This window comes from Nakamurella sp. UYEF19 (assembly GCF_040546275.1).
GTDB lineage: Bacteria > Actinomycetota > Actinomycetes > Mycobacteriales > Nakamurellaceae > Nakamurella.
This window is the reverse complement of sequence record NZ_JBEPNO010000011.1, coordinates 172,401-186,187: the sequence shown is the minus strand read 5'-3', so window position 1 is coordinate 186,187 and position 13,787 is coordinate 172,401. Positions and strand designations below refer to the sequence as shown.

The window sequence follows — 13,787 nt, the reverse complement described above, 5'->3', positions numbered from 1 at the left end:
TTTCTGCGCGGCTGCCGTCGTGGTCCGTTTCGGAGCCACTCTCACCCGGTTGCGCCAGGACCGACATCTCCGGCGAGCCTTCGGCCCGCCTCGATTGCTGGTTTCTGTGCGGCTGCCGTCGTGGTCCGTTTCGGAGCCACTCTCACCCGGTTGCGCCAGGACCGACATCTCCGGCGAGCCTTCGGCCCGCCTCGATGTCTGGGTTTCTGCGCGGCTGCCGTCGTGGTCCGTTTCGGAGCCACTCTCACCCGGTTGCGCCAGGACCGACATCTCCGGCGAGCCTTCGGCCCGCCTCGATGTCGGTGGGCTGGGTTAGGTTGGTCTTCACCAAAGTTCGGTCGACGCAGGAGTCGTGTGAGGCCGGGTCGAGCAGGCTCCGTACCGGCGGTCCTCTCGGGAAGATCCCCCGCTGCCGGTCGGAGGACGTCAGCGTGGGCGAATCAGTCGACAGATCCAGTACGGAGCGGAGCGCTGCCTCCGGCGTCGCTTCCCCGTGGACGGAGGCCGATACCGAGACCGTGGTCTGCTGCCTGTGCGGGGTGCCCGGCCGTCAGGTCTACGACCTCGCGCCGTTCGGGCTGGTGAAGTGCCCCGTCTGCGAGTTGGCCTTCATCTCGCCGCGGCTGACGTCCGATGCCCTGCAGCGCCTGTACGACGAGCCCGCCTACTTCGAGGGCGGTGTCTACGGCGCCCAGAGCAAGTGGTCGCCCGCGATGGTGCTGCAGCGCACCTGGACCGCCGGGCGCCTCGATCGCATCGCCGAGGAGAGCGGAGCCACACCGGGACGCCTGCTCGAGATCGGCAGCGGCTACGGACTTTTCCTGGCTGCAGCGCGCGATCGTGGCTACCGGGTGGCCGGGGTCGAACTCTCCCGGACCGGCGCGACCCACTCGCAGCGCAACCTGGATCTCGACGTCTTCTGCGGGCAACTCGCGGACGCTCCCGTTCCTGACGCGGACAAGTTCGACGTCATCTGCTTCTGGGACACCCTCGAGCACGTCCCGGACCCGTTGGCGTTCCTCCAAGAGGTCCGGTCCCGGCTCGCCGATGATGGGATCTTCGCCCTCTCGGTCCCGTACCTCTCGTCGCTGCCGGCCCGGTTGCTGGGACGCCGGTGGTGGACCCTCAAGCCCGAGCAGCACATCTGGCACTACACGCCGGCCACCCTGCGGCTGCTGGCCGCCAAGGCTGGGCTGTCGCTGACCGGCATCGTCACGTCGCCGGTCAGCCGCAGCAACGTCACCAGGCTGGACTCGCTCGTCGCGCTCGGTCGAGCGGTACCAGGATCGTCCTCGTGAGAGCTCCCGACATCACCGGCGTCTTCGCCGACGTGATCGGCCAGCCCGAAGCGGTCGATGTGCTGCGGATCGCGGTCGCCGCCGCCCACGGTGACCCGGGCGTCCCCACTGCGGCGATGACGCACGCCTGGCTGTTCACCGGCCCGCCCGGATCCGGCCGGTCGGTGGCGGCCAGAGCGTTCGCCGCCGCTCTGGAATGCCCGGACCGGGGCTGCGGTCATTGCTCGCACTGCCACACGGTGTTGTCCGGCACCCATGCCGATGTCCGGTCCGTTGTTCCCGAGGGCCTGACCATCTCGGTCAAGGAGATGCGCGCCGTCGTCCAGCTGGCCGCCCGACGGCCGGTCACCGGGCCGTGGCAGATCGTCCTGATCGAGGACGCGGACCGGCTGACCGAGGGTGCGTCGAACGCGCTGCTGAAGTCGATCGAGGAACCGCCACCGCGCACCATCTTCCTGCTGTGCGCGCCGTCCACCCACCCGGACGACGTCTCCGTCACCATCCGCTCGCGCTGTCGTGTGCTCTCGCTCCGCATCCCGCCCGCGGCGGCCATCTCGGAGGTGCTGATCCGTCGCGACGGCATCGACCCGGAGATGGCGCAGTGGGCGGCGTCCGTGGCGGCCGGTCACGTCGGCCGGGCCCGCCGGTTGGCGCGGGACGAGGAGGCCCGGGACCAGCGCAGCCGCATCCTCGCGCTGCCCGGTGCGCTGCGGTCGATGAGCGACGTCTTCAACGAGGCCGGTGACCTGCTTGCCGCGGCCAAGGGCGAGGCGAAGACGGTCTCCGACCGGCGTGACGGGGCTGAGCTCGAGGAGCTCAGGACGGCGCTCGGGGCGGGCGGAACGGGTCGGGGTGCGATCGGTGCGGCTCGCGGAACAGCCGGTGTGGTCAAGGATCTCGAGAAGCGGCAGAAGTCAAGATCGACCCGGACCGAGCGGGACGTACTGGACCGGGCGCTGGTGGACCTGTCCGGTTTCTACCGTGACGTGATCGCCCGCGGGCTCGGTGCTTCGGTGGAGTTGACCAACCCCGACATGGCCAGGGAGGTCGACACGGCGGCCGCCCGGTACGGTGCTGTCGGCGCGCTTCGGAGACTCGACGCGGTGCTCGCCTGCCGCGAGGCGATCGAGCAGAACGTGAAACCCCAGATCGCCGTCGAGTCGATGATGATGAAGCTCTACCGCGGCTGACCCGCCCGTTGCGTCCTGCAGAGTGCTCGCTATAGCGAGCACTCTGCAGGACGCAACGAACGCCGGGCGGGGGTTGAGGACCCGAGCGCGTAGCGTCCTCGTCATGGGAATGCTCTGCGCGGTCACGTTCACGGCGAACGGGCAACTCCACTACGCCGACCCTGGTGATCTGCACGTCGAGGTGGGTGATCACGTGCTCCTCCCGACCGATCGCGGACCCGTGGTGGCACAGGTGATGTGGGCGGCCGAATACTCCTCGGAGCCCACCGACGGCTTCCCCGTCCTGCTCGGACCGGCCACCGCCGCCGACCTGGCGGACCAGGAGTCGACCCGCAAGGTGAAGGCCCGCACTCTGGTCGCCAGCCGCAAGCTGATCCGCGAGCACGGCCTGCCGATGAAGGTGCTGGCCGTCGATCCGCAGCCGGCCAACAACAAGACCGTCATCTACTACTCCTCGCCCGACACGGTCGACTTCCGCTCCCTGCTCCGCGACCTGTCAGCCACCCTCGGTTCGCGCGTCGAGCTGCTCCAGCTGGCCGCGCGGGACTCGGTGCGAGTCACCGGCGGGATCGGTACCTGCGGGCGCGACACCTGCTGTTCAACGTTCCTGAAGGACTACGAGCCGATCACGCTGGCCATGGCGCGTGACCAGGACCTGCCGGCCAACCCGATGCGGATCTCCGGCGCCTGTGGTCGGCTGATGTGCTGCCTGAAGTACGAACACCCGCTCTACCAGGACTTCAAGGCCACCACGCCGGCCATCGGCGAGCCGGTCGATTCGCCGGCCGGCCCCGGCACCGTCATCTCGCACTCCGTGCCCGGTGAGTCCGTCGTCATCCGCCTCGCTTCCGACGGCACCAAGCAGGTCTGCCCGAAGGCCTCCGTCTGCAGCGCCCGCAAGGCCTACGACTCCCGCCCGCCGAGTTGATCCGCGCAACCACACAGTGGCGGGGTGCGGCTTCCGACCGTGCGGGAGTGGTCCGCGGAGCGGTTAAACTGGTCCGGTTGCCCCTTTAGCTCAGTCGGTAGAGCGTCTCACTCGTAATGAGAAGGTCTACGGTTCGATTCCGTAAAGGGGCTCAACGGCAGCGGCCCGGTCTCCTGGATGCACAGGTGACCGGGCCTCTTGCATGACGACTGACAGACTGGACTCCGCGCTGGCAGCGAATCGGCGGCTGAGCCCTTGGACAGCGGACTGCTGGCGGCGTTGCTGCGGTTGGCAAATCGAGGAGATCATCGCATGGAGGTGCCGGACACCGCGCGTGCGATCGCGGCTGCGTCGTCAATCGCCGTATCGCTCGGCCTGCCGACCGGCGGCGCGATCATCTTGCAGAACTCGAACAAGCTGGCGCTGCGGTTGACACCGTGCGACGTCCTTGCCCGCGTTGCCCCTGCAGGGCGGGAGGCTGCACAGTTCGAAGTCGAGCTCGCTCAACGGCTGACCGAGGTCGGCGCCCCGGTCTGTCCGTTGGAGCCTCGGGTGGACCCGCGGGTCTACACGTGCGACGGCTTCGCCGTGACGCTGTGGACCTTCTACGAGCCCGCCACACCTCACGTGTCGCCAGTGGACTACGCCGCGGCGCTGGAGCGACTGCACGCTGGCATGCGGAGGGTCGACATGCCGAGCCCGAGCTTCATGGACCGGGTCAGAGAGGCGGACGAAGTCGTTGCCCACCATAATCTTTCGCCGGAGCTACCCGAGGCAGATCGGGTGTTTCTCAGCGGCACGCTGGCCCGGCTGCGACAAGCGATCGGGGAGCGGGGCACCGTGGAGCAGTTGCTGCACGGCGAGCCACATCCGGGAAATGTGCTCAGCACGAAGAGCGGCCCGTTGTTCATCGACCTCGAGACGTGCTGCCGTGGACCGGTCGAGTTCGACCTCGCCCACGCTCCCGACGAGGTCTGCGAGTACTACCCGAACGTCGACCAGGTTCTGTTGGGCGAGTGCCGACAGCTCGTCCTGGCAATGCTCGCAGCGTGGCGTTGGGAGCTTGGCGACCAGTTTCCGAATGGAAGGCGATTCGGAGAAGAGTTTCTCCGCCTGCTACGAGAGGCTCCACCCTGGCCGACTCTGGACGCGGTCACCAGGCGACTGGACGACCTGTAGAGGTCGATCAGGCGAGGGTCGAGCAGGATTGGCCTACCCCGCTCATCTCAGTTCCGGTGCACGACACCGAGAGTCGACAGTTCGATCGGATTGGTCGGTGCATCGACCCCCGTGGGCGAACCCCCGTCCAGGAAGACGAGCAACAGCATCGTCTCGTGCTCGGCGGACTGGCCGGCCCGGGCGAAAGTACCGTCGACCTGCACGGCGACGACGGCTCGATCCCCACCCTCGCGGTGACCGGTGACGAGCGTCTGCACCGAGCCCAGCGTGCTCTCGACCCACTCGACCCGGTAGCCGGGTCGCGCGCCGAACGCACGGGCACAGGCGTTGGCAGCTGCCGTGACCTTCCGATCGTCCGCCTCGCCGCCGGTCAGGACAGAGACCGAGGCTGCGCGCGAGCAGGTCGTCATCGCAGCTCTGGCCCCGTTCGCCGCGGCCTGCGCTGCCTGGTCCGCGGAAACGGCAGCGTCCCGCGCCGCCTGCTCGGACAGTTGGCGCTCCCGCGACTGCACAGGGAGTTCCGCCGTGGAGGCGGTGGTCACCGTCTGCCGGCTGGTGAACGTCGAGGGTGTCGAGGTGGCAGCCGGCGTCGGGCCACCCGGCAACGAATCGGGCCGGGACGCCAGACCGGTGAGACCCACGATGATCGCGACGACAGCCGCCGCGGCGAGCATCCCGGCGAGCCAGGCGTGTCGTAGGCGGCCGCCTCCATCTGATCGACGCAGCCGGGCCAGCTCGCGCAGGACCCCCTGTTGTTCCGGGGCGAAACGCTCCTGCTCGCCGAGCACCTCACGGAGGTCCTGAGTGTCCATCAGTGGTCCTTCTCGAGTTCAAGCACGTCGGGGGTCAGTCGGAGGGTGGCCAGGGCGCGGGAAATGTTCGATCGCACGCCGCTGGCCGAGATCGACATCGCTTCCGCGATGCCGGCATCGTCGTAGTCCAGGTAGTAGCGGAGGACAACCGCGGTCCGTTGTTGCCGCGGGAGCAGTCGGAGCAGATCATCGAGGACCTGACGGGTCTCGACCTGGCCAGTGCGATCCCCCTCGGTTCTGTCGAGCAGCTCGCTGTCATCACAGGGCTTCGTGTTGCGACGCATCACCTTTCGGCGTTCCGCCAGGAAAGTCGTCACCACTATCCGGCGGACGTAGGCAGAAGGGCGCTTCATTGCACCGATCTCGATCCACCGGCGTGAGGCGATGAGCAGGGCGTCGATCAGCACGTCGTGCGCCGTCTGACGATCCCCGGTCAGCACACCGGCGAACCGGGTCAGGCCGGCCAATTCCGCCGCGACGAACGTCTCGAACTCCACGACCGCCCCTTCGTCGGCGTCACCCTGTCAACTATCCAATGTCGGGGGACTCCCGAAACGCTGCATCGCCCGCCAAACTGGGCCGAGCCGGGACCGGGATGTCCGGATGGGTGCCAGATGTCGATCTTGTCCCCGGTTCATCCGCGCCGAAAGGCTGCGGGTGGGCAGGACATCGTCATACCGTCGGCAGATGACGACGATGAAGAGGTACGCGTCCGGCGTCCTGCTCGCCGCTCTCCTCGCCGGTTGCACCAGCGCGACCACCGGCTCACCGACGCCCGCGACCGCGGCGCCGGCGTTGAGCGGTGCGCTCGCCGGCGTCGCCCCCGCGGCCCTGGGGGACAACGGCGATTTCGAATTCGGCGACACGGTCCGGCTCGAGGCGCTGGCAGCGGCCGACAAGAAGGTCTGGGGCTACGAGATCGGCGCCGGCAGCGGGTCGCTGAGCACATACCGGGTATTGATGACGGATGCCCTGGGCATCGATCTCGGCAAGTCGACGTCGATCCTGAACGTCGGGGCACCGCCGGCCACGTTGGTGGTGGTGTCAGGCGGGCAGGATGCGGCGGCCGTGACGGCTGCCGCGACGAAGTCGGGTTGGAAGGGCAGTGGCACGCTCATTCGCGCCATCGACCTGACGAATGCAGCCGATGAAACCGCGGTCCTCACCATTTCCGTACCGCAGATCCGCCCGGCGGGCGCGGACGTGGTGCTCGGGGGCGCCAGAGCCGACCTGTCACTCGCCGGATCCGGCAAGGGCGCGGGGTCCGGCGCGGTTCTCGCGGCGGGGACCAATTGCCTCGGTGACGTCGTGATGGCCCAGGGCACGGGCTTCGCGGAGAAGGCAAAACAGTCTCCGACCGCTGTCGGCGTCCGGGCGACCGCGGACAAGATCACCTCGGTGATCTGTCGCGGAGCCGGTTCCGCCGACGAAGCGGCAGCGTTGGCTGATCGGGTCCGCACCGACCTGGCCTCGGGAAGTTCGAAGGCCTCCCGGCGACCGTACAAGCAACTGCTCCCCGGTGCGGTCGTCGAGATCCTCAGCGGTACACCGTCCATGGTGCGGATCACCGTCGATACCACCGGCCAGACCCCCGACCTCGTGCGGCGGATGCTGTTCCAGGACGACCTCCCCGGCGGGAACTGAACCTTTCTCCAGTTCGCGGGCGGATCGACTCCGGTCCGGCGCTCCGGATCCCGGTGTGACACGCTGATGCGTAGGTCGACGGCGGCGGGCGAGACCGCTGGTTCGTCCTTTGGGTTACTGGCGAAGGTCGGCCGGCTGCTCCGGGGCTACCCCGGGGTTCATCACCGTAGTAACGCATCACGTCGCAGGCATGGCGTTCCGCTCCGCGGAAGCAGATGCCCGCCTGGAGGGGACAGGTCACCGGTCGCCGTCGACCGTCACGATGGGGGAGGAGACGATGATCGACGATCGTCTGAGGCTGACCACCGCGCTCGCCGATGCGTTTCTCGCCGGCCCATGGACCGGACCTGGCCTCCGGGATCGGGCTGTGCAGGTTCTCGAGGCCAGGCACGGGTGGGTCCGCAGACTGGTCCGCGAAGTGCTGGAGGCCTATCCGCGGCCGCCGTCCGCACGACCGAGAGAATTGGCCGCCTTCGTGGGCATGACCGCGACCATGTCGGAACTCGACCGCCGGGCCGAGCGTCGCGACGGCCGGGTGCCGCGGCCCGTGCACCGATTGACGACGCCGACTTCGATGGCGCCACCACGGTTTCCGGTGATGGCCGTCGACCACGCCGGGGATCTCGCCGATCACCTCGGTGTCACGCTGGGGGAACTGCTGGCCTTCGCCGACCCGAAGGAGTGGCTCGGTCGGGCGAGATCACCGCGCCTGCATCACTATCGCTCGACCTGGGTGGTGACCCGCAATGGTGGCGCCAGGCTCTTGGAGGCCCCACTCGATCGCCTCAAGATCCTGCAGCGCCGAGTGTTGGAGACGATGGTGGCGCCCATCCCGACACATGCTGCGGCACACGGGTTCGTGCCGGGTCGGAGTGTCAGAACCGCTGCGCAGCAGCATGTGCGGGCAGATTGGGTCGTCAATCTCGATCTGCAGTCCTTCTTCGCAGCCATCACGGGCGGCCGGGTCTACGGAATCTTCCGGACCGCCGGGTACCCGGAACCGGTGGCCCATCTGCTCACCGGACTCTGCACGCACCGAACACCGACTGCGGTGCTCACCGCGATGCCGACCAGTGGCCGGGATGACGGGGCCTTCCGGTTGCGTCGACGGCTGGCCGAGCCGCACCTGCCGCAGGGCGCGCCGACATCGCCGCATCTGGCCAATCTCAGTGCTTTTCGGCTCGATCGTCGACTGGCGGCCTACGCTGACGCCCTGGGTGCGACCTACACCCGGTACGCAGACGACCTGACCTTCTCCGGCTCTGGGCGGGAGGCGACCGCGCGTGGCATCGTCGCCGCCGTCGGAAGAATCGTGCGGGAGGAAGGATTCACGGTCAACCACGCCAAGACCAGGATCAGCGGTTCCGCCAGCCGTCAGCAGGTGACGTCAGTGGTGGTGAACCACCGGACGCGGGTGCCGCGCGAGGAGTACGACCTGCTGCGCGCGATCCTGCACAACTGCGTCGTCCAAGGCCCTCGCAGTCAGAACAGATCAGGCGTCAACGACTTTCGCGCCCATCTTCGGGGCCGGATCGCCTGGGTGGGAATGCTGGATCCCGGGCAGGGTCGACTTCTGCTGGCCACTTTCGGTCAGATCGCGTGGGACTAGTCGTCTTTCATCTGGGTCAGCACGGTCGCGCAGATCTCCCGGAACTCGACCAGCTGAGCGTCCGACAGAGGATCGAACATGGTCGACCGCACGGTTTCTGCGTGGCTTGGGGCTACCTCCACCAGGCGTGTGTGGCCGGCATCGGTGAGAATGGCCAGCTGGCCCCGCTTGTCGCCTGCTGCCTGCTCGCGCCGCACCCAGCCGTAGTCCTCCAAGCGGGCAACCGCATGCGAGAGCCTTGACTGCGATGCCTGGACGATGTCGGCCAGCTGGTTCATTCGCATCGACCAACCGGGGGCTTCGGACAGCATCGCCAGGATCAGGTAGTAGGCATGGGGCATGCCGGCGGCCTGTTGCAGATCACGTTCGATGCGAGCGTTGAGTGCCGCCGTCATCTCGAGGAAAGTCCGCCAGGCCAGCTGCTGCTCGTCGCTCAGCCAGGGATCGTCATTCACTGGCAGATCATACCGTTGATCCCGATGACCTTTGCCGCAGTAACTTTCACCTGCTTCGAGGACGTGAAGGCAACCCCTGCCGACACCCCCCGTTGGGCGGAGGCGAGAATCATCGGATGACGTTGAACGAGGCCGAATCCGGCGCGCTCGTCCGGGCTGTCCAGTTGGCCGGACTCGGCGCCGGCACCGCCCTGCCCAACCCAGTGGTCGGCTGCGTGCTGCTTTCGCCGGCGGGATCGCTCGTGGGCGAGGGCTTTCATCACCGGGCCGGCGGGCCCCACGCAGAGGTAGTGGCCCTGTCCGACGCCGGAGACGCCGCGCTGGGGGCAACGGCCGTCGTCACCCTCGAGCCGTGCAATCACACCGGGCGCACGGGACCCTGCTCCCGGGCTCTTCTCGCGGCCGGGGTGGCGAAAGTCGTGGTGGCGGTGCGCGATCCCTGGCCGGCGGCGGCCGGCGGCGTCGAGATGCTGCGCGAGGCCGGAGTCGAGGTGGTGGTGATCTCCGATTCTCATTCTGCCGCAGAGGATGTCAACCGGGTGTGGCTGACCGCGACCCGACTCGCGCGGCCGTTCGTGACGTTCAAGGCCGGTGTCACCATCGACGGCCGGGTCGCCGCTGCCGATGGGACCAGCCGATGGATCACCTCGCCGGAGTCCAGAGCCGATGTGCATCGCCTGCGCTCGGAGGTCGACACCATGATGGTGGGCGTCGGAACGGTCCTGGCCGACGATCCTTTGCTGACGGTGCGTGATGCCGAGGGCCGGCCGGTCGTTCGGCAACCCCTGCGGGTGGTGATCGACTCGCCCGGGCGGACGCCGGCCGAGGCGAAGGTGCGCAACGCCGACGCGGAGACGTTGATTGCCACCGCCGCCGAATTCGGGAACGGTTCACGGGTGGACGTGGCCGCGGTGCTGCACGAGTTGTACCGAAGGGGGCGTCGACACGTGCTCCTCGAGGGCGGTCCGCGCCTGGCCACCGCCATGCTGGACGAGGGCCTCGTCGATGAGATCCTGTTCTACGTAGCACCTCTCGTGCTGGGTTCCGGACGTTCCGTCCTGGACGGGAGCGCCGTCGGCACGCTCGCCGACGCCCACCCCGCGCAGTTGCGCGCCGTGGACAGATTCGGCCCCGACGTCCGGCTTCGCTATTCGCTCCAGCCCTGACCAATCCCCCCGCGACCGCGCCGTCCGATCGGAAAGCTACTTGGTGGCGGTCTTCTCGATGCTCATGACCAGGATGACCCGGTCCTGGCTGTCCGGCGGCGGCTGCTGCCCGGCGTTCCCGTACCGCTTCCCGAGACGGACGTAGAACGCACCGGTCGGATCGGGAACGATCTCGACGAGCTTCCCCCGCAGTTCGATGAAGTCGTAGGGGTTCTCCGGATCGGAGATCGACAGGCTCATCGACGGATTGTGTTGCAGGTTGCGGAACTTCGCCCGCTTCGTGGTGTGCGTGAACTTGAGGTGCTCGCCGTCGAACTCGAACCACATCGGGTTGACCTGCACCGTGTCATCGGGGCGGATGGTCCCCAGGTGACCGCAGTTGGGCTCGCTGAGCAATCGCGCGTAGGCGTCAGGAATGGTTGCTGTCATGTCGACAGTCAACGCCACTGGTTCCCGCGTGTCCCCCCCCGAGGGTGCCAGGCCCGTCAGGCCGTGGCGAAGGAATCGACGACCAGGTGCGCCCGCGATCGGACGTCAGTCGAGCGGGAGTCCCCGGAGGCGGGCGAGGATCCGCGGCGAGTGCAGTGCTGCCCCGTCTCCACCCAGCCACGAGTTGATCTCGGGGTCGTGGCGACGAGTTCCGCTCGCGACGTACACGAAGACGGCGAGGAACAGTCCCAGGACGGCGATCCCGAGCGAGAGGAACAGCGCCTCCCGGATCCCGGCCAGGCCGCCGACGTGGACGGCGAGCACCAGGAGCACGGGCGCGATCAGGAACGCCGCCTCGCTGCGCAACAGTTCGATCAGTGCGAAGGCCCGGCCGATCTTCTGGGACTCGACACCGAGGCCGGCCAGGAACAGGGCCGGAGCCACCGCGGAGCCGGCTCCGAATCCAAGGAGCACGCTGGCGATCGGGATGCACCAGGCGGGGTTGGCAGACCAGGCCACTGACAGCGCAACACCGATGCCGGCGATGATGGCGACCAGTCCCGACGCGGCCAGCAACGGAAGGCCGGATCGGGTGATGTAGCGGTGGAACAGCATCGAGGACACGGCTACCCCGGCGACGAGTGGCAGCAACTGCAGGCCCGCCGCGAGCAACGGGACGCCCCGCTCGCTCTGGGTCCGGGTGATCAACGACAGCGCGGCGACGAAGGCGCCGCCCCCCAACATCGCACCGATGGTGCCGGAGACGGGGAGGGAACTGGACAGTGCGCGCACCGGCATGAGTGGTTCACGGCGGTGTCGGTACTCGTAGACGATCAACGTCAGCAGAGCGAGCACACCGACCGCGATCGGCCCCCAGAACCATGGTGAGCCGAAACCGACCCGACCGGCCAGCGCGCTGCCGAGAAAGGGCAGGAAGGTCGCAGCGATCGCCAGCGGGAACACCGGCTTGTCGACCGGAAGATCGGGATTCATCGGGGGCCATGCGTCGTAGCCGAACCAGGCCGCGATCCAGCCCAGCGCCCCCAGCACCGCCGCCGCGATGAACAGCCATCGCCACTGGCCGATGTGGGCGAACACGTTGCCGAGAAACGGTCCGAGGGCGATGGCACCGAACAGACCGACGTTGACGAATGCCACCGTCACCGGCAGACGGGTCGGCGGGAACCGCAGGATGAGCGGCGGGAGCGCCGCGACCAGCAGCAACCCGGTGGCCATTCCCTGCAGCACATGGCCCACCAGATACAACGGAGCATTGGGCGCGAACGCGGCCAGCAGTGACGCCCCGACGAACACCGCCTCGTAGATCAGGAACAGATGCCGCTGCACGAACCGCTGGGCCAGGTCGGCCGCGACGACCGCCCCCAGGGCGTACCCGGCGTTGGACATCCCCGACCCGATCTCCAGGGTGCTGGGCGGCGCGTGCAGGCTGCGCGCGATCAGGTCGGTCACCACCGAGGTGGCGATCGTCAGCACGATGAACGGCGACAGGGCCAGCAGGGACAGTGCGACGGCAAGGAAGTAGGGGGAGAAGAACCGGTGTGCCCGGTGTTCGATCTCCGGGGGGGAGAGGACCTGATCCAATGGTTCCGAGACAGCGGCCGACGGGTTCGCTGCTCGCGTAGAGGTCACAACGAAGATCCAACTCCGATGACGCCGCCCGCATTCCCTTCGTCGGAGCCGACCTGCAGACTGCGACGAACGGGTGAAGGGCTGGGGTCGATGGGTGAGTGGGCCCCGTGGGACTCGAACCCACAACCCGCGGATTAAAAGTCCGCTGCTCTGCCAATTGAGCTAGAGGCCCTGATCGCTGCTGCCTGACGGCTGTTTCCGGGGGCCTGAGCACGCTCGAGCTGCGGGTGCACCGACCTCCACTGCATCCATACCGTACGGGAGGCGGCCAGAGATTTCGAACGACGGCCCGGGGACCGCCGTGGGCCGGCGGCCCGGAGCAGACGGGAGGGGCGTCCGGTCTAAAGACGGGCGGGACGGAGATTTCGCCGGCTTCGCGCAGTGGCGATGACGGCGAAGGTGACGCCGGTGATGCCCCACGCCAGGATCGCCAGGGCGCAGAAGCCCCGGACGCCGAGGGATGGGGAATTCAGGGTCTGGAGTGCGAGCGTGTCCCAGAGGGTGTGGACGAGCAGCAGTGGCCAGATTCGTCGGGTGCGATAGAACAGCCACGCCAACGCGAACGACAGTCCGATCCGGCCGATCGCCCCGACGCCCCAGAGCGGGATGTGCAGCGCGGTCCGGGCCACGGTTCCGACCAGAATTGCCGTGACGGCGACCGATCGGTCGTCCCATCGGCGGGGCAGGAGGCGCTCGGCCAACCCGGCGGCGGCCAGGATCAGCAGCGCCATTCCGCATTCTTCGAGCACCGAGGTGATGACCGAGTTCAACACCGAGACCAGGAGGCCGGCCCCGCGGGTGGTGGCGCTCCGGAAGGTCGGGGCTTTGGGGTGGTAGAGGATCCCGACAAGCAGGGACCAGCCGGAACTGGACCCGATGGCGAACGCCGCGGAGATCACCAGCAGCCTGGTGGTGCGTGCCGGTCGCGGCGGGCGGATGACGGGGATCCGAATGGTGGGAGGGTCGGATCGGTCCAGGCGTTGCTGCGCTGCGCCGGGTAGAACGAGGTGTGGTCCGGTCCATAGGGGAGCAGGTCGAATCGCCGCCCATGCCAGTGCATAGCCGGCGATGCTGGCGACGAGTGCGCCGATCAGCCAGGCCAACGGGTGATTTCCAGGTAGGACGGCGGCCGTGGTGACGGCCAGGACCAGCAGGGCGACCACCGGAAGCCACCACGTGAACGGCACGGGGGATCGGCCGTCGGGGACGGAACGCAGACTCATCCGCGGTCGGACGTCGGCTGTCCAGGCAGTTGGCCGGAGTGGCGTCCGTCCTGGGACCGGTGGTGCCCATGGATCGAGCATCGGGTGATCGCCCCCCTTGCCCTCAACCCTGTGCTGGTCCCGGGCAGGTTCGCGACCGGTGTCCGACGGTACCGCAGGCCCGACGGTGGTCGGCAGGTTCATCACGGCCGCGAACCGGGCCCG

The 13,787-nt window shown here is 68.3% G+C and carries 14 protein-coding genes and 2 tRNA genes; 9 read left to right on the top strand and 7 right to left on the bottom strand.

Annotation, left to right across the window (positions count from 1 at the left end):
* The 6 genes from ABIB25_RS16530 to ABIB25_RS16505 form a co-directional block, all read left to right on the top strand.
* Positions 1–316 (top strand): hypothetical protein (locus ABIB25_RS16530; RefSeq protein WP_354529558.1); only part of this gene is annotated, 316 nt, incomplete at its 5' end.
* Between the two features lie 115 nt (positions 317–431).
* A complete protein-coding gene (locus ABIB25_RS16525) occupies positions 432–1,298 on the top strand; it encodes a class I SAM-dependent methyltransferase (RefSeq protein ID WP_354529557.1) in 867 nt (288 codons plus the stop codon).
* A gap of 11 nt (positions 1,299–1,309) precedes the next feature.
* A complete protein-coding gene (locus tag ABIB25_RS16520) occupies positions 1,310–2,488 on the top strand; it encodes a DNA polymerase III subunit delta' (RefSeq protein ID WP_354529574.1) in 1,179 nt (392 codons plus the stop codon).
* A gap of 103 nt (positions 2,489–2,591) precedes the next feature.
* Positions 2,592–3,416 carry a PSP1 domain-containing protein gene (locus ABIB25_RS16515; RefSeq protein ID WP_354529555.1) on the top strand — a complete coding sequence of 275 codons (825 nt, stop codon included), beginning with the start codon at positions 2,592–2,594 and terminating at the stop codon, positions 3,414–3,416.
* 79 nt (positions 3,417–3,495) lie between these two features.
* Positions 3,496–3,568 (top strand) — tRNA-Thr (locus ABIB25_RS16510).
* A gap of 160 nt (positions 3,569–3,728) precedes the next feature.
* On the top strand, positions 3,729–4,595 hold the full coding sequence (locus ABIB25_RS16505; RefSeq protein WP_354529554.1) for a phosphotransferase: 867 nt from the start codon (positions 3,729–3,731) through the stop codon (positions 4,593–4,595).
* 47 nt (positions 4,596–4,642) lie between these two features.
* Here ABIB25_RS16505 and ABIB25_RS16500 read toward each other — a convergent pair whose 3' ends face one another.
* Positions 4,643–5,407 carry a hypothetical protein gene (locus ABIB25_RS16500; RefSeq protein WP_354529553.1) on the bottom strand — a complete coding sequence of 255 codons (765 nt, stop codon included), beginning with the start codon at positions 5,405–5,407 and terminating at the stop codon, positions 4,643–4,645.
* A complete protein-coding gene (locus ABIB25_RS16495; RefSeq protein WP_354529552.1) occupies positions 5,407–5,904 on the bottom strand; it encodes a sigma-70 family RNA polymerase sigma factor in 498 nt (165 codons plus the stop codon). Before ABIB25_RS16495 ends, ABIB25_RS16500 begins: the two co-directional genes overlap by 1 nt.
* A 190-nt stretch (positions 5,905–6,094) precedes the next feature.
* Between ABIB25_RS16495 and ABIB25_RS16490 the strand changes: the two genes are divergently transcribed.
* Entirely contained in the window at positions 6,095–7,051 is a 957-nt protein-coding gene (locus ABIB25_RS16490; RefSeq protein WP_354529551.1) for a hypothetical protein, read from the top strand.
* Between the two features lie 277 nt (positions 7,052–7,328).
* Positions 7,329–8,660 carry a reverse transcriptase family protein gene (locus ABIB25_RS16485; protein WP_354529549.1) on the top strand — a complete coding sequence of 444 codons (1,332 nt, stop codon included), beginning with the start codon at positions 7,329–7,331 and terminating at the stop codon, positions 8,658–8,660.
* On the opposite strand, the gene ABIB25_RS16480 is transcribed toward ABIB25_RS16485, so the two are convergent.
* Complete coding sequence (locus tag ABIB25_RS16480) at positions 8,657–9,115, bottom strand: MarR family winged helix-turn-helix transcriptional regulator (protein WP_354529548.1); 459 nt, start codon at positions 9,113–9,115, stop codon at positions 8,657–8,659. The genes ABIB25_RS16485 and ABIB25_RS16480 overlap by 4 nt on opposite strands.
* A 116-nt stretch (positions 9,116–9,231) precedes the next feature.
* On the opposite strand from ABIB25_RS16480, the gene ribD reads away from it, so the two are divergent.
* Complete coding sequence (ribD, locus tag ABIB25_RS16475) at positions 9,232–10,281, top strand: bifunctional diaminohydroxyphosphoribosylaminopyrimidine deaminase/5-amino-6-(5-phosphoribosylamino)uracil reductase RibD (RefSeq protein ID WP_354529547.1); 1,050 nt, start codon at positions 9,232–9,234, stop codon at positions 10,279–10,281.
* Between the two features lie 36 nt (positions 10,282–10,317).
* Here ribD and ABIB25_RS16470 read toward each other — a convergent pair whose 3' ends face one another.
* The 4 genes from ABIB25_RS16470 to ABIB25_RS16455 form a co-directional block, all read right to left on the bottom strand.
* Positions 10,318–10,710 (bottom strand): PPOX class F420-dependent oxidoreductase, encoded by a 393-nt coding sequence (locus tag ABIB25_RS16470; RefSeq protein ID WP_354529545.1) that lies wholly within the window; start codon positions 10,708–10,710, stop codon positions 10,318–10,320.
* Positions 10,711–10,815: 105 nt separating this feature from the next.
* Complete coding sequence (locus ABIB25_RS16465) at positions 10,816–12,360, bottom strand: MFS transporter (RefSeq protein WP_354529544.1); 1,545 nt, start codon at positions 12,358–12,360, stop codon at positions 10,816–10,818.
* 99 nt (positions 12,361–12,459) lie between these two features.
* Positions 12,460–12,532: transfer RNA gene (locus tag ABIB25_RS16460), tRNA-Lys, on the bottom strand.
* Between the two features lie 169 nt (positions 12,533–12,701).
* Positions 12,702–13,583 (bottom strand): CPBP family intramembrane glutamic endopeptidase, encoded by an 882-nt coding sequence (locus ABIB25_RS16455; RefSeq protein WP_354529543.1) that lies wholly within the window; start codon positions 13,581–13,583, stop codon positions 12,702–12,704.
* Positions 13,584–13,787: the final 204 nt, after the last annotated feature.